We start from the raw sequence: 16888 nt of genomic DNA, 5'->3' as shown, positions 1-16888 counted from the left end.
TGCACCGCCTGTCCTGCAAGTCGGTTTGATCTCGACTGAGTTCGCGCGGTGTTCACCCGGCCGGAGCCTTGGGACCGGGCTGCCGGGCGTTTTCCGGGAGGTCGGGTCGGGAGTCCAACCCGCGTGCCTCGAGCGCCTCACCCAGGCCGTCGGCGAGGCGCAGCGTCCGCACCAGCAGCGGCGTCAGGAACGCGACGCTGCGCTCCACTCCGCGGGCCTTCTGGGCCGCCCGCACCAGGTCGGCCTGCTCCTTGATGACCGGGACGAAGCGGATGGTCATGGCCACCATCAGGCCAACCCGCTCCGGGCGCACCCCCAGGCGCGCGAAGGGCCGCAGCGCCCACTCCACGGTCCGCACCATGTCCGAGGTCCGGGTGGTCAGCGTGATCAGGCTCGCCAGCGTCACCAGCACCACGACGCGCTCCCCGACCAGCAGCGCGCTCGTCCAACTGGTCAGCAGGCCCTGGGCGGCCACCAGCAGCGCGGCGAACGGCACGATGGCCAGCACCTGCCGCATGGCGAGCCGTACCGGGATCCGGGCCAGCGCGTAGCACAGCGCCACCACGACCACCGCCCCGCCGAGCGCGAGCGGCGAGCGGACGAAGAACGACGCGGTGCCCGCGGCGAACAGCACCAGCAGCTTCAGGCCGGCCGGCGCCGCGTGCACGCACGTGCGGGCGGGGTGGTAGAGCCCGATCACCGCCGCTCACCCACCGTCGTGGCGCTCGAAGAGCGTCGCGACGCCCAGGCCGCCGGCCGCGCCCAGTGTGGCCAGCCCGTACCGCGCCCCGGCGGCGACCGGGTCGCGGGTGCCGAACATGTCGGAGAACAGCCGGGTCACCAGGACCGCGCCGGAGGCGCCCCAGGGGTGCCCCAGCGCGATCGCCCCGCCGCCGCGGTTCACCCGCTCCTCGGGGATGCCCAGTTCGTCCAGGCACGCCAGGACCTGCCCGGCGAACGCCTCGGTGAACTCCACCAGCGCGATGTCGTCCAGTGTGATCCCGGGGTTGCGCTTGAGCAGCCGGCGTACCGCCGGGACCGGGCCCCAGCCCAGGATCTCCGGGTCCACGCCGGTCACCGCGGCGTCCACCACCCGCAGGCCCTTGGCCAGGCCCAGTTCGCGGAACTTGCGCTCCGAGACCACCGCGACCATGGCGGCACCGTCGTTCACCGGGCAGGCGTTGCCCGCGGTGACCGTGCCGTCCTCGGCGAACACCGGCTTGAGCCGGGCGAGTCTGTCCAGTGTGGTGTCCGGGCGGGGGCACTCGTCGGCGGTGACCGTCACGCTGCCCGCCCGGCCGACCCGCACCTCCACGGGCGCCAACTCCGCGGTGTACCGGCCTGATTGCGCCGCCGCCAGCGCCTTACGGTGGCTCTCCAGGGCGTAGCGGTCCTGCCGCTCCCGGTCGATCCGGCCCAGCCGGGCGACGTTCTCCCCGGCCACGCCCATGTCCGGGTCGCCGAACTCCTGCGGTACGAAGTGCGGCCGGGCGTAGAAGCGCGGCGTGCCGTGGGGGACCGATGGGCGCTCCACCCGCCACGGAGCCGTGCTGGAGCTCTCCGCGCCGCCGGCCAGCACCACGTCCGCCCGGCCGGCCGCGACCAGCCCCGCCGCCAGGTTGACCGCCTCCAGGCCGCTGGCGCACTGCCGGTCGACGGTCATCGCCGGGGTGTCGATGCCGAGGCCGGCGAAGAGCGCGGCGTATCGGGCGGGATTGCCGCCGGAGCCGCCGGCGTTGCCCACGATCACGTCGTCGACCTCGGCCCCGGTCAGCCCGAGGTCGTCCAGCACGCCGGTGAGGACCGGTCGCAGCAGTTCGTGAATCGGCGTGGTGGCGAACGTGCCGCCGATCCGGCCGATCGGGGTGCGTCGTGCCGCCACTACGACGGGCCGTTGCCCGTTCGCGTTCACAGAACCTCCCGTATGTCCTGCCGCCCGTCCAGGAGGAGGGCGCGCACCTGTCTGTGGTCGATCTTCCCGCTTGGTGTGTACGGCAGTTGGTCGGTCTCGAACAGTCGCCGGGGGCACTTCTGCCGCGAGACGTGGTGCGCCGCCCGGTCCCGGAGCTCCGCCCGGCCCAGCCGTGCGCCCTCCTGCCAGCGCACCACGGCGCACACCAGGTCGCCCCACCGCTCGTCCGGTAGGCCGACGACCGCGACCTCGGCGACCTCCGGCAGTCGCAGCAGCGCCGCCGCCACCTCCTCGGGGTGCACGTTGAGGCCGCCGCTGATCAGCATGCCCTTCTCCCGCCCGACGAGGTGGAGGTAGCCCCGCTCGTCGAGCCGGCCGATGTCGCCGACCGTGAACCAGCCGTCGGCGTCCGGCGCCTGGGTGTGCTCGGTCGACAGGTAGCCGTCGAACAGCATGTCGCTGCGCACGTACAACTGGCCGGCCTCGTTGACCCCGCGTTCCTCCCCGGCGGGGGAGCGCACCGACACCTCGACGCCGGGTACCGGCCGGCCCAGCGACTCCCACGGGCCGCCGTCGTCGCCGTGCAGTACGGAGACCAGGCTGAGTTCGGTGGCCCCGTAGAACTCCACGGCGTCGGCGCGGGGGAAGAGGTCGACCGCCCGTGCGCGGCGGGCCGGTGACCACTTCGCGCCCACCGACAGCAGCGAGCGGACCTGGGGGAAGGTGCGGCCCGGGTGGTGACGGGCGTGTTCCAGCAGTGCCTCGAACATCGTCGGTACCAGGAACAGGTGGCATGCCTGGTACCGCTCGATGTGGTCGAGGACGGTCGCCGGGTCGAAGGACGGCAGCAGGCACGCGGTCGCCCCGACGTGCAGGGCGTGCACCGCCCCGCACAGGAAGTGGGAGTGCGCCAGTGACCCGGGAAGCAGGACCGCGTCGGGCGGCCCGATGCCGAAGCCGTCGGTGTAGTGCTGGAACGTCCGGATCCAGGATCGGTGCGAGCGCACGGCGCCCTTGGGGCGGCCGGTGCTCCCGGAGGTGAACCCCACGTAGAACGGTGCGGAGTCCGGAACCTCGCCGAAGTCGTTTACGGTTGCGCGGAGTTGGTGGCTGTCGTGCCGTCGCAGCCAGGCCGCGAAGTCCGGGCCGGTCAGGTCCACGACCGCACCGGGGGGTAGGCACTCCTCGGCCGCGGTGGCGGGGGTGTCCCGGAACAGGCGGGCCGGGGGTGTGTCCGCCAGGACGGCGGCCAGTTCGGGGTCGCTCCACGCCGGGTCGAGCACCATCACCGGGATTCCGGCGACGGCGGCTCCGAGGAAGATCTCCAGGAACTCCCTGCGGTTGCCGAGCAGGACGGCGAGCCGCACCTCGGGGCCGGGTGCCGGACCGAACTCGGCGCGCAGCGCCCGCGCCACGGTGAGTACGCCGCGCCGCAGCGTCCGGTAGCTGTATGGGCGTGAGCCGTCGCCGTCGCCCAGGGTGAGTGCTACCCGGTCCGGTGCGGTGGTGGCGTGGGAGAGGAATCCGCTGGCGATCGTCATAGGCGTCATTGCCCTCGCTCGGCCGGTGGTCGGGTGGTCGGGTGGTCGCCCGTGCGGGCGGTGGCGGTGCCTCGCCCGCGGTACGACGTGCGGCTGCCGCCCGTTCTTTTCGGCGTCGCGTTTTCGGTGGTGATTCCGGTTGTGGCCTTTCCGGTCATGCTGTTTCCACCTGCGGTGTTTTCTGTGGCGGCCGCATAAGCAAGGTCGTGGCGGCAACGTATCAGCAGGTGGGCCGCCATGGAGCCGGGTTCTGGACATGAATCGAGCGGGCCGTGTCCGGAAATCGCCGTCGGTTTGGACGGGTTGCGGAGTCGGAGCGTGAGATTCCGGCCAATTCCCGTGACTATGCGGTGAATTGCGCGCTGGGTGGTGGCCGGCCGCGACGCGTGGGCCGCGTACGGCTGCGGCGGCGATGGTGGGTCCCGCGGGGCGGGAATCCTCCGGCGTGACCTGGGTCACGCCGGGATGTATTTCCGGGCCGGGCTGACTAGCATCGGCGCCACGGGGGGAATGTCCCGGGTCGGCGAATTCGGCGATCTTTAGCGGCCGTTCGCGGTATTCCGGAACGATTCCGAGCAACGGTCACCCGCCGGGCCGATGCGACAGCATTGCCGCAGCGTGATCGCCGCTTTCCCGCGCACCTCGCTCTATCCGAAGCGTTCCACGGCGATGGTCGCCGTCCGACGAGAAAGTACCGTCAGCCGGAAATCCGTCGCCCGGAATCCTTCCCGCGGAGTCGGCAGGCCGTCAGGGCGCCACCAGGCACGGTCCGCGCCGCGCCGCCGCGGTGCCAGGAATACGGGGGAGATTCGCCATGCACCGTCCCGACGACCAACTCGGCGACGCCTTACGGGGATCCGTCGCCGACCACTCAGCCCCGCACGGCATTCCCGGGCTGGTCCGGGCCGCCGCCGAACGCGCCCCCGGGGCCGTCGCGCTCACCGGCGCCGGTGGCACCTGGACCTACCGGGAACTGGAGCGGATCTCGGACCGGATCGCCGCCGCGCTGTGCGATCGCGACCTGCCCGCCGACCGGCCGGTCGGCGTCCTGGCCCACCGCGGCCCCCACCTGGTCGCCGCGCTGCTGGGCATCCTGAAGGCGGGCCTGGCCTACCTGCCGCTGGCGACCGACGAGTCCGCCGAACGGCTCGCCCTGATCCTCGGCGCCGCCCGGCCCGCCGTCGTTCTCGGCACCACCGGCCCGCTGGCCGCCTGGCGGGGCCCGGACGCCCCCGAGCTGCTGGACGTCGTCCCGCTCGCCGCCGACACCGACCCGGCCCACCCCGTGGCGCCGCTGCGCCCGGTCGCCCCGGACCAGCTCGTCAACGTGTTCTTCACCTCCGGCTCCACCGGCACCCCCAAGGGCGTCCTCGTGCCCAGCGGCGGGCTCACCAACCGGCTGCTGTGGGGCCAGCGCCACTACGGACTGACACCCGCGGACCGGGTCCTGCAGAAGACCCCGTACACCTTCGACGTCTCCGGCTGGGAGATCTTCTGGCCGCTGATCGCCGGTGCCCGCCTGGTCCTGCTCGACCCCGGCGAACACGCCGACCCCGGCGCCCTCGTCAAGGCGGTCATCGAACACCGCATCACCGTCTGCCACTTCGTGCCCGCCATGCTGGACGAGTTCCTGCGCTGGCCGGGCGCCGCCGACTGCACCGGCCTGCGGCACGTCTTCTGCAGCGGCGAGGCGCTGCCACCCGCCCTGGCCCGCAGCTGCCTGGCCACCCTCCCGGCCCGGCTGCACAACCTCTACGGCCCCACCGAGGCATCCATCGAAGTCACCTACTGGGACAGCCCAGTTGCCCCGGCCGATGTCGACACCGTCCCCATCGGCCGGGCCGTCGACAACTGCGTGCTGCTCGTCCTGGACGACCGGGGCCGGCCGGTCGCCGACGGCGCCACCGGTGAACTGTGCATCGGCGGCGCGCCCCTCGCCCTCGGCTACCTAGGCCAACCCGACCTGACCGAGCGGGCGTTCGTCCCGGCGCCCGCCGGCAGCGGTGTGGAGCGGGTCTACCGCACCGGAGACCTGGTCAGTGTCGCCGACGGGCAGATCCACTACCACGGCCGCAGCGACGAGCAGGTCAAGATCCGGGGCGTGCGGGTGGAGCCGGGCGAGGTCGAGGCGGTGCTGCGCGCGCACCCCGGTGTGGCCGAGTGCGCGGTCGTCGCGACCGGCGGGCGCGCCCCCGGGCTGGTGGCGTTCCTCCGGCCCGCCGCCGAGCCGCGGCCGCAGGACGACTACCGCGCCCATGTGGCCGCCCGGTTGCCCGCTGCCTACGTCCCCGGCCACTTCGTCACCCTCGACGCCCTGCCGCTGACCGGCAGCGGCAAGCAGGACCGGGCGGCGCTGCGGCGCCGCGCCGCGGAACTCGGCGCGCCCCCGGGCGACGGCGGCACCCCCGTCGACGACCCGGCAGCCCGGATGTGGGTCGAGGCGCTCGGCCTCGAATCCGCCGACGAGGACCGCGACTTCCTCTCCCTCGGCGGCCACAGCCTGGCGGCGGCCCGCCTGCGCGGCGAACTGCTGCGCCGCTACGGTCTGCGCCTGACCCTCGCCGAACTGCTGCACGGACGCCTCACGTTGGCCGCGCTGCGCCGGCGCCTCACCAACACCATCGCTCCCGGGCCCACGTCCGGCCCGCCGCCCCGGCGCCCCGACCCGGCCCGCGCCTCGGTCTCGGCCGGCCAGCGCCGACTGTGGTTGATGGAACAGCTCCACCCACGGCTCAGCGCCTACAACGTCGTGGCCGCCGTGCGCGTCGCGGGCGGACTGGACACCGGCCGGCTGCGCACCGCACTGGCCGCGGTCGTCGCCCGGCACGAGGCACTGCGCACCCGCCTGGTGCGGGACGGGAGCGGCCCGTACCAGGACATCGCCGCACACGTCGAACCGCCGCTCTCCGTCACCACCGTCCACGAGCCGCTCACCGAGCAGCGCTGTCGGGCCCTGGCGGCCGACGCCGCGGCCGAGCCGCTGCCCGTCGACGCGGCGCCGCTGCTGCGCGTCCGGTACACCGCGGGCCCCGGGCCGGACGGGCTGTTGGTAGCCGTACTGCACCACGCCGTTGCCGACCAGCGCTCCATGGACCTCTTCCTCACCGACCTCGCCGCGGCCTACGACGGGCGCCTCCCGAGCACCGCACCGCCCCAGTTCGGCGACCTGCTCGCGCACCGGGCCACGCATGCGGACGACGCCGCCGAGGAAGCGGACCTCGCCTACTGGACCGACCGGCTGCGCGACGCGCCCCGCGCCCACGGCCTGCCCTTCCAGGCCCGTCGTCCCGCGGTCCCCACCTTCACCGGCGCCGCCGCCTGCGCCACCCTGGCCGGGACGGTCGCCGACCGCCTGTCCGCGGTGGCCCGGGAACTCGACGTCACACCGGTACCGGTCGTGCTCGCCGCGTTCGCCACCGTGCTCACCTCCTGGAGCGGCCAGGACGAGGTCGTCGTCGGCGTCCCCTGGTCGAGCCGCGACGGCGGGCCCGACGACGACGTCCTCGGCTTCCTCGTCGACACCCTGCCGGTGCGGATCGACGTCGCCGGCGCCGACCGCCTCGCCACCCTGGTCCGCCGGGTGTCTGGCGCGCTGCTCGACGCCCACGCCCACGCCGGGGCGGACTTCGAGCGGATCGTGCACGCCCTCGGACTGCCCCGCACGCTCAGCCGCAACCCGCTCTACCAGGTGTGGTTCAACGACCTCACCCACGCCGCGCCCGCCCCCTCCTTCGCCGGGGCGGTGGCCCAGGAGGTCGAACCGGACACCACCGGCGCGCTGTTCGACCTCGGCCTCTACCTGCACCGCGGCCCGGCCGGCGGCTACCGGCTGCGCCTGGTGTACGCCCGCGACGTCTTCGACGAGGAGACCGCCGGCCACCTCCTCGACCAGCTCGTCCGGCTCCTGCACGAGGTCCCCGACGGCCTCGGCCGGGCGCCCGCCCGCTGGCCGCTCGGCGCCCGGCGGCCCCCCGCGGCCCTCGCGCCCCGGCCCCAACCGCCCACCGTCTGCGCCTCGTTCACCGCGGCGGCCGAGGCACACCCCGACCGGATCGCGCTGCACCACCCCACCGGAGAGGTGACCTACCGCCGGCTCCGGCAGGCGGTCGAGGAGCGGGCGGACGCCCTGCGCGCCGCCGGCTGGAGCGGCCGCATGGTGCTGCTCCCCGGCGACCGCACGCCCGCCACCGTCGTCGAACTCCTCGCCGCCTGGCACGCCGGATGCGCCGTCACGCTCGTGGACGCCGCCCTGCCGGCACAGCGGCTACGGGCCGCCGTGGCCGGTGCCGGTGTCGAAGCCGTGCTCACCCCCGGCGGCGCCGACTGGCCCGTCCCCGTCCTCGCCGGGCCCGACCTGCCCCGCCCCACCACCGGCCCGCGGTCCCTCGACTGCGGCCACGCCCTGTGCACCTCGGGCACCACGGGAGAGCCCAGCGTGGTCTTCGTCCCCCGCGACGCACTCCCCGAGGCCCTGCACCACTACCGCGAGGCGTTCGACGCCGGCCCCCAGGACCGCGTCGCCCTGCTCTCCGCCCCCGGGCACGATCCCGTCCTACGCGACCTCCTCGTCCCGCTCACCACCGGCGGCACCCTCTACCTCCCCGACACCACCGAACCCGCCGCGCTCGCCGCCCTGTTCGCCGAGCAGCGCCTGACCCTGCTGCACGCCACCCCCGGCCGGGCCCGGCTGCTGGCCTCCGCGGTGCGCGCGGCCGGACGGCGACTGGACCACCTGCGGCACATCGTGCTCTCCGGCGCGGCGCTGACCGACCCGGTCGCCCGCGAACTGCGCCGCGCCGCCCCGGCCGCCGAGATCCACCACGGCTACGGCGCCACCGAGACGCCCCAGTTGAGCACCTGGCTGCGCTGGCGCGACCCCGCGGGCGACCCGGTGCGGCGCCGCCGCGACCGCACCGGCGCACCACTGGCCGCCAGCAGTCCATGGCGGGAACTCCTCCTCCCGGGCGCCGGTGTCGGCCAGCTCGGCGAGATCGTGGTGCGCGGTCGCGGCCTCGCGGTGCGCACCCACCCCGCCGCAGAGGCCACCCCGTTCGGCCCCGACCCGCACGGCGAACCGGGCGTCACCACCTACCGCACCGGCGACCTCGGCCGCTACACCCCGGACGGGCAGCTCGAATTCGCCGGTCGCCGGGACCGGCAGCTGTCGGTCGGCGGCCACCGGCTGGAACCGGCCGAGATCGAGGTCGCGTTGCTCGCCCACCCGGCCGTGACCGGCTGTGTCGTGGTGGCTGCCGGTGCCGGCCTCACCGCCGTCGTCGCCGCACCCGGCGCGCGGCCGGTACTCGCCGGGGAACTGCGGCACGAACTGGCCACGGTGCTGCCCGCATGGGCGGTACCCGACCGGATCGTGCTCGTCGGCGCACTGCCGCTGGACGCCAACGGCAAACCCGACCAGCGGGCGGCCGCCGCGCTCGCCGCCGGGGCGAGCACCTCCCAAGGTCCCGCGGGTCAGGCCGCGTTGGACATCGAGGACACCGTCCTCGCCGCCCTGCGCGACCAGCTCACCGCCGCCGGCGACACCCCGGCCGCGCCTCCCGGCGCGACCACCAACTTCTTCGAGGCCGGCCTCACCTCTCTCGCCCTGCTGCGCCTGCACGAGCGGCTGCGCGCAGACGGCCTGACCGCCGAGGTCGTCGACCTCTTCCGGTTCCCCAACGCCCGCCTGCTCGCCCGCCACTTGGGCGGCGAGCGGGCGCCGGCACTCGGCGGTCCCACACCGGACGCCCGCCCCACACCGCACGCGGGTGCCGCCGCCCGGCGCGCCCTCCGCCGCCGTCTGGCCGACCGGAAAGAGACCAGCCAGCGATGAACTCGTCACCGCAGCAGCCCACGTCGGAGCACACCACCGAGCCGGTCGCGATCACCGGTATGGCCGGCCGGTTCCCCGGCGCCGACAACCTCGAACGGTTCTGGCACAACCTCTCCAAGGGCACCGACTGCTTCACCACCCTCACCGACGACGCCCTGCGCGCCGCCGGCGTCCCCGCTCACCACCTGACCGACCCGCACTACGTCCGCCGCGTCCCGCTGCTCTCCGACGCCGACCGGTTCGACGCCGAGTTCTTCGGGATGACCCCGCGCGAGGCCGCCCTGCGGGACCCGCAGCAGCGCCTCTTCCTCGAACTGGCCCACTCCGCCCTGGAGGACGCCGGCCACGACCCGTTCGCGGTGCCCGGCACCGTCGGCGTCTACGCGGGCGCCGCCGCCAACCGCTATGCGGAGTTCAACCTGCGCGCCGACAAGGAGACCGCCGCCCGGGCCGGCGCGCTCGCCCTGGACCTGCACAACAACAACGACTACGTCGCCGCGACCGTCGCCTACCGCCTGGGCCTGACCGGCCCCGCCCTCTCCGTGGCCACCGCCTGTTCCACCTCCCTCGTCGCCGTCCACCTGGCCTGCCAGGCACTGCGGGCGGGCGAGTGCGAGACGGCCCTGGCGGGCGGCGCGGAGATCGAACTGCCCTACGGGCACGGCTATCGCTGGGCGCCCGGCAGCATCTACTCCCGGGACGGGTTCTGCCGCCCGTTCGACGTCCGGGCCAACGGCACCGTCTTCGGCAACGGCGGTGGCGCCGTCGTCCTGCGGTTGCTCACCGACGCGTTGGCCGACGGCGACCCCGTCCGGGCGGTGATCCGTGGCTCCGCGGTCGCCAACGACGGCGCCGACCGCGTCAGCTTCTCGGCACCGGGTGTGGACGGCCAACTGCGGGCCATCGCAGAGGCGATGACCGTCGCGGACCTCGCCCCCGGCGACATCGACTACATCGAGGCACACGGCACCGGCACCGACATCGGCGACGCCATCGAGATCGAGGCGCTCACCGCCGCGTACCGCTTCCTGACCGGTGCGGGCGCCGACGCTCCGACCGGCATCGCGCTCGGCTCCGTCAAGTCCGCCATCGGCCACCTCGGCCCCGCCTCCGGGATCGCCGGGCTCATCAAGACCGTCCTCTGCCTGGAGCACGGCGAGTTGGTGCCGACCGTCCACTTCACCGAGCCCAACCCCCGGTTGAAGCTGGACACCACTCCCTTCCGCGTCGTCGGCCGGCGCGATGCCTGGCCCGCCGCCGGACACCGGCCCCGGACCGCGGCCGTCAGCTCCTTCGGCGTGGGCGGCACCAACGCCCACGTCGTGCTGGAGCAGGCGCCGCCCGCCCCGCCCGGCCCCGCCACCGACGGCCCCGAACTGCTCGTCTGGTCGGCGCGCACCGAGGCCGCCGAACCCGAGGTGCGGGCCCGGCTCGCCCGACACCTCACCTGGCGCGGCGCGGACGGCTTCGCGGACACCGCGGCGACCCTGCGGCAGGGCCGGACCGTGCACCGGCTGCGCCGGGCCGCCGTCGCCGAGACCGCCCGCGCCGCGGTGGACCTGCTCTCGGACCCCGAAGGCCGCGACGTGCTCCGCCCGACCGACGGCGCCGCCGCCCGGCCGGTGGCCCTGCTCTTCCCGGGCCAGGGCTCCCAGCGGCCGGGCATGGCCGCCGGACTCCTGGGCAGCGACCCGGTGTTCACCGAGACCATGCGCCGCTGCCTGGACACCGTCGGCGCCCTCGGCGTGGACCTGGAGCCGGCCTGGCGCGGCTCGCACGCCGCCGAACTGCTCCACCGCACCGAGTACGCCCAGCCGCTGCTGGCCTCCGTCGGTCTGTCCCTGGCCGCCATGTGGCGGGCCTGGGGCATCGCCCCCACCGCCCTCCTCGGCCACAGCGTCGGGGAGTTGACCGCCGCGCTGGTCGCCGGCGTCGCCGAGCCGGAGGACGGCCTGCGCCTGATCACCGCCCGCGCCCAGGCCATGCAGGCCATGCCGCCCGGCGCCATGCTCGCGGTCGCCCTGCCCGAGGACGAGGCGCGGGCCCTGCTCGGTGACGGCCTCGCCCTGGCCGCCGTCAACGGCCCGCGCCAGAGCGTGCTGGCCGGCCCGGCGGAGGCGATCGAGGCCGCGGCCGCCCGGGTGCGGGGCGCGGGCGGGCGGGCCCGGCGGCTCACCACCTCGCACGCCTTCCACTCCCCGGCCATGGCGCGCGCCGCCGAGCAGTTCCTGGCGGCGTTCGACGGTGTACCGCTGGCCCCGCCCGCCGTCCCCGTCGTCTCGGCCGCCACCGGCGAGCCGCTCACCGACGCACAGGCCACCGACCCCGCCTTCTGGGCCGGGCAGTTGACCGCCCCGGTGCTCTTCGGCCCGGCCCTGGCCCACCTCCTGCACGCCCGGCCGCGCACCACGCTGGAGGCCGGCCCCGGTCGCGCCCTCACCACGCTCGTCCGCGGCCACGGCGGCGGCACCCTCGCCGTGCCGGGCCTCGGCACCGACGCCGACGACCCGAGCGCCGCCCTGTCCGCCGCGGGCACGCTGTGGACCGAGGGCCACGACCTGCGCTGGGAAGCGGTCGGCCCGCCCCGCCCGCTGCGCCGCACCGCCCTCCCCACCTACCCCTACCAGCGCACCCGGCACTGGATCAGCCCGCCGCCCACCCCGGAACCCGCCGCCACCGACACCGATGCGACGCCACCCGCGATGGAGCGGCCCGCCGAACCACCGCGGCCGGAGGGCGGGGAGCACACCGCACCCGGAGACGGCACCCGCACCACCCCCGGAGACGCCGCCGCACCCAGCCCCTCCCCGCTGTCCCTGGTCCGCTGGCGCGAACTGCCCGCCACCGCCCGTCCACCCCGGCACCGCGGCAGCACCGCCCTCACCCTGCTCCCCGACGACCCCGCCGCCGCCCGCCGCGTCACCCAACTCCTCGGCCGCGCCGGCCACCGCGTCGTCCCCGCCCACCCCGAAACCCTCGCCGACGTCCTGCACAACCTCCGCGCGGACGGCGACGAACCGGCCCGCTACGTCCACGCCCGCGCCGCCGGCAGATGGCCCGAGGCCACCGTCGGGAACGTCACCGACCAACTCGCCGCGGGCGTCGAGAGCGCCTTTGAACTGGTCCAGGCCGTTGCCCGCGGCGCCCGCCGCCCGCCCCGCTTCCTGCTGCTCACCGAGCAGGCCGTGGACGTCTCAGGTGGCGAACCTCTCCACCCGGCCAAGGCGGCCCTGGCCGGACTCGCCCGCACCGTGCCGCTGGAACTGCCGGGCGTCGTCTGCCTGTTGCTGGACATCGCACCCGGCACCGACGACGACCTGATCACCCACCAGCTCCAGGAACCCGCCGGGCCGCCGGTCGTCGCGCTGCGCGGCGACCGCCGCTGGACGCCCGTCGAGGTGCCGATCCCGCACCGACCCGCCACCGAGCCACCGCTCCGCCCCGGCGGCACCTACCTCATCACCGGCGGATACGGCGGCCTGGGCCTGGCCGCCGCCCGCGGGCTCGCCGCCACCGGCCTCGCCCCGACGCTCGTCCTCACCGGCCGCCGCGGACCCACCCCCGCCACCGAGCCGCACCTCGCCGAGTTGACCCGGCTGGGCGCGCGGGCGCTCGCCGAGCGCACCGACATCACCGACGAGGCGTCCGTGCGCGACCTCGCCGACCGCGTCGAACGCACCGTCGGTCGCCTCCACGGCGTACTGCACACCGCGGGGCTGCCCGGCGGCGGCCTGATCGCCTTCCGCACCGTCGAGCAACTGCGGGCGGTACTGCGGCCGAAGACCCTGGGCACCCTCGTGCTGGAACAGGTCTTCGCCGACCGCCCACCGCTCGACTTCCTCGCCCACTTCTCCAGCCGCGCCTCCCTCGCCGGGCTGGTCGGCAGCGCCGACTACGCCGCCGCGAACGCCTTCCTCGACGCCCACGCCACCGCCTCCCGGCAGCGCTGCGTCAGCGTCAACTGGCCGAGCTGGGCCGCCGTCGGGATGGCCGCCCGGTCCACCGTCGACCCCGGCAGCGGCGCCCCGCTCGCCGACTGGTCCGCCACCCGCCGCCCACCACAGCCCCTGGTCCACGACCGGGAGTTGTCCGAACGGGAGTGGATGCTCGACGAGCACCGCTTCGACGGGCGCGCCGTTCTGCCCGGCACCGCCCACCTGGACCTGGTGGTCCGAGCCGCCCGGGAACTGCTCCCGGAGCCGTCCGGTGCGCCGGTGCGGCTGCGCGACGCGGTCTTCCACCGTCCGCTGCTCGTCGACGGCACCCGCCGCATTCGCATCCTGTTCCAACCCCGGGACGGCCATTGGGAGTTCACGCTCGCCAGCGGCTCCACCGTGCACTCCACCGGTCGGGTGGAGCGGCCCGCCGACGCGGCCCCGCCCCGGGTGGACCTGGCCGCGGTGGCCGCGCGCCTGACCGGACCCGCCGAGGACGACGACCCCGCCGGCCTGGCCGAACTCGGCCCGCACTGGCACACCGTGGCGGAGGTGCACCGCTCCGCGGACGAACAGCTCGCCAGGCTCCGCCTCGAACCGCGCTTCCACGCCGAACTCGACGACCACGCACTGCACCCGGCCCTGCTGGACAGCGCCACCGCCCTCACCCGGCGCCGCACCGACGGCCACCATCTGCCGCTGCTGTACGAGGAGATCACGGTCTACGACGACCTGCCCGGCGCGTTCGCCGCCCATGTGCGGCACCGGCGCGGCGGCAGCGGGGTCCTCGTCGCCGACCTCGACCTGGTACACCCCGACGGGACGCCGGCCGTCACGGTCCGCGGTTTCACGATGCGCGCGGTGGCGGACCGCCCGTTCGCGTCGGCGGCCACCGAAGTCGAGGCCGACGACGGGTCCGTGGTGGAACCCGACGGCGGCGGCACCCCGGCGGCTGGCCTGCCGTCGGCGGACGGCATCCCGCCCGCCGAGGGCGTGGCGCTGCTCTTCGACATCCTGGCGGCCCGCCCCGGCCGGCAGGTCACGGTCCGCCCCTACCGCGACGGCAAACCGGTGCCGCCCGAACCCCTCCCCACCACAACACCGGAGCCCCTTCACACCCCGCCCCCGGACCCCGAACCGACCGCCGCCTCCCACCCCGCTCCCGCGCCCCCGGACCCGCTGCCGGCACCGGACCGCGGCGCTGCCCCGGACGCCACCGCGGTCCTGACGGAGATCTGGCAGACCGCGCTCGGCCGTACCGCCATCGGACCCGCCGACGACTTCTTCGCCCTCGGCGGGGACTCGCTCAGCGCCGTCGGCCTGATCGCCGAGGTCCGGGACCGGCTCGGCGTCGAGATGGGCATCGGCGAGCTGTTCGCGTTTCCCACCCTTGAGGCACTCGCCGGCGAACTGCGCCGACGGGCGGGGGAGAGCCGGTGACCGCCGGCCACGAGACCGCGGTGGTCCGCGGCGCCCCGCGCCCCGGCGCCCGCACCCGCCTGTACTGCTTCCACCACGCGGGCGGCACCGCGGCGGAGTTCAGCAGTTGGCACCGCTATCTCCCGGACAGCGTGGACGTCTGCGCGGTGCAGCTGCCCGGCCGCGGCGCCCGCGCCCGGGAGCGTCCGCACACCCGGATGGGCCCGCTGGTCGCGGAGCTCACCGGACACCTCCGCACGGACCTGCCGACCGTGTTCTTCGGGCACAGCTTCGGCGCCCTGGTCGCCTTCGAGGCGGCCCGCGCGCTGCGCACAGCGGGCCTGCCCGGCCCCGGCCACCTGCTCCTCTCCGCCCGCCCCGCACCCGGCCTCGTGGCCTACGAGGGCAGCCTCCACGACCTGCCCGAGGCGGATTTCCTCGACGTCGTGGCCGAACGACACGGCGGCGTACCCGCGCAGTTGCGCGACCACCCCGAGCTGCGCCAACTGGTGCTCCCCTACTTCCGCGCCGACTACGAGGTGTTGGAGACCTACCGGGCCACCGCGGCGGACCCGCTCCCGGTGGCCGCGACCGTGCTCGGCGGCACCGACGACCCGATCCCGCTCGCACAACTGGAGGCGTGGCGCCCGCAGGTGACGGGCCCGTTCGCGGTCCGCATGTTCCCCGGCGACCACTTCTACCTGCGCCCGTGGCGCACGGCCGTCCTCGACCTGGTCCGCGAGGTGGCGGGGTGACCGCGACCGCCCGAGCCCCCGCCGTCCGGGGGCTCGGCGCCCGGTACGGAATGCTGCTGTTCGCCTTCGTCGTCTCCGGACTCGGCAACTGGACCTACCGGCTCACCCTGCCGCTGATGGTCCTGGAGCTGACCGGTTCGGCCCTGAACACGGCCGTGGTCTACGCGTTGGAGTACGCTCCGCTGCTCCTGCTGTCGCTGCCCGGCGGGGTGTTGGCCGACCGCTTCGACCGCCGCCGCATCCTGGTCGCCGGAGACCTGGCGGCGACGGCCCTGGCCGGGCTCCTGGCATTCGTGGTCACCTCGGGCGCCGCGCCGGTCCTCGTGGTCTACGTCCTGGCGTTCCTGCTGGCCTGCGTCGAGCCGCTGTACTACCCCGCGTTCCAGGTCCTGGTGCCGAGCCTGGTGCGCGACACCGACCTGGAACGGGCCAACGCCTGGCTGCAGATGGGCGACAACGTGATGAGCCTGGCCGGCCCGGCCGCGGCCGGCGTCCTCATCGCCGCCCTCGGCTACCAGGGCGCCATCTGGACCGACGCCGCCACCTTCGCCGTGTCGGCCCTGGCCATCCTGGCCCTCGGACGCCGCTCAGGGCCAACACCCACACCTCCCGCACCACCGCCCGAGGCCCGGCCCGCCGCGGACCCGCCGCCGCGCGGCACCTTCCTCGGCGAGATCGGCGACACCCTGGCCCACATCTGCCGCGACAACCGCGCCCTGCTGAGCGGCGCCGTCCTCTTCGCCTTCGCCAACCTCGGTACCTGGATGGTGCAGGCCAACCTCGTCTACTACCTCAGGGACTACCACGGTGTGACCCCCGCGGGCATCGGCGCGGTCCTGGCGGCACAGGGCGCGGGCGCGGTACTCGGGGCCGCGCTCTGCCCCTGGATCGGCCGCCGGTTCGCCCCCGGCCGTGTCGTCATCGCCGGCACGGTGCTGGCCGGTGCCGGCATCGTCGTCCTGGCCGCGGTACGCGACGTGACCGGCATCGCGGTGCTGTGGGCCCTGGTCTACGGAGTCGGCATCGTCAACATGGTGAGCTGGTTCGTACTGCGCCAGCGCACCGTACCGCCCGAACTCCTGGGCCGAGTCGTGGCCACGACCCGGATGGTCGCCTTTCTGACGATCCCGGTCGCCTCGGTGCTGGGCGGCGTGCTGGAACAGCACTGGCACAACATGTACTTGATCATCGCGCTCGCGGGCGGCCTGCGCCTGCTCGTCGGCCTCGGCGCCCTGGCCTCCCCCCTCAACTCCACCGCCGGCCGCACAAACCGCCCCGCGCCCCAACAGTCGACACCACCCCGCGGTCCCTAGGTGTATTGCCCTGTGAGGTTGGGGACGCGGCTGGTGGGTGGTTGTCCCTTGAGCGCGGTGTGTCCGCGGTGGTGATTGTAGGTGTGCGGCCAGGCGGGGTAGGCGGCGCGTCTTTCGGCCTCGGTCCGGTAGGGCTGCGCGTAGGCCCATTCGTCCAGGAGGGTGCGGTTGAACCGCTCAACC

General features: G+C 75.2%; 8 protein-coding genes. 4 read left to right on the top strand and 4 right to left on the bottom strand.

What is annotated here, in order from left to right:
- Positions 1-52 precede the first annotated feature (52 nt).
- From ACIQU6_RS30945 to ACIQU6_RS30935, 3 genes are read right to left on the bottom strand one after another with little or no spacing between them, the layout of a single operon-like run.
- Complete coding sequence (locus ACIQU6_RS30945) at positions 53-700, bottom strand: energy-coupling factor transporter transmembrane component T family protein (RefSeq protein WP_403485017.1); 648 nt, start codon at positions 698-700, stop codon at positions 53-55.
- Between the two features lie 6 nt (positions 701-706).
- Positions 707-1912 carry a thiolase family protein gene (locus tag ACIQU6_RS30940; protein ID WP_403485016.1) on the bottom strand — a complete coding sequence of 402 codons (1206 nt, stop codon included), beginning with the start codon at positions 1910-1912 and terminating at the stop codon, positions 707-709.
- A complete protein-coding gene (locus tag ACIQU6_RS30935) occupies positions 1909-3453 on the bottom strand; it encodes an AMP-binding protein (RefSeq protein ID WP_403485015.1) in 1545 nt (514 codons plus the stop codon). The genes ACIQU6_RS30940 and ACIQU6_RS30935 overlap by 4 nt, the downstream gene beginning before the upstream one ends.
- Before the next feature lie 814 nt (positions 3454-4267).
- On the opposite strand from ACIQU6_RS30935, the gene ACIQU6_RS30930 reads away from it, so the two are divergent.
- Genes ACIQU6_RS30930 through ACIQU6_RS30915 form a run of 4 tightly spaced genes read left to right on the top strand, consistent with a single transcriptional unit; the run spans position 4268 to position 16705 of the window.
- A complete protein-coding gene (locus ACIQU6_RS30930; protein WP_403485014.1) occupies positions 4268-9283 on the top strand; it encodes an amino acid adenylation domain-containing protein in 5016 nt (1671 codons plus the stop codon).
- Positions 9280-14658 (top strand): SDR family NAD(P)-dependent oxidoreductase, encoded by a 5379-nt coding sequence (locus tag ACIQU6_RS30925; RefSeq protein WP_403485013.1) that lies wholly within the window; start codon positions 9280-9282, stop codon positions 14656-14658. The genes ACIQU6_RS30930 and ACIQU6_RS30925 overlap by 4 nt, the downstream gene beginning before the upstream one ends.
- A complete protein-coding gene (locus ACIQU6_RS30920) occupies positions 14655-15392 on the top strand; it encodes a thioesterase II family protein (RefSeq protein WP_403485012.1) in 738 nt (245 codons plus the stop codon). Before ACIQU6_RS30925 ends, ACIQU6_RS30920 begins: the two co-directional genes overlap by 4 nt.
- Positions 15389-16705, top strand: a complete 1317-nt coding sequence (locus ACIQU6_RS30915; RefSeq protein ID WP_403485011.1) for an MFS transporter — start codon at positions 15389-15391, stop codon at positions 16703-16705. The genes ACIQU6_RS30920 and ACIQU6_RS30915 overlap by 4 nt, the downstream gene beginning before the upstream one ends.
- Here the strand turns inward: ACIQU6_RS30915 and ACIQU6_RS30910 are convergent.
- Positions 16702-16888: integrase core domain-containing protein (locus ACIQU6_RS30910; RefSeq protein WP_403485010.1), on the bottom strand; the 187-nt coding region annotated here is incomplete at its 5' end. The genes ACIQU6_RS30915 and ACIQU6_RS30910 overlap by 4 nt on opposite strands.

Origin of the sequence: Streptomyces sp. NPDC090442 (assembly GCF_044769405.1) — a bacterium.
In the GTDB taxonomy this organism is placed as follows: domain Bacteria; phylum Actinomycetota; class Actinomycetes; order Streptomycetales; family Streptomycetaceae; genus Streptomyces.
The sequence above is the reverse complement of the archived record's forward strand: the minus strand, read 5'-3'. Positions and strand labels throughout refer to the sequence as shown.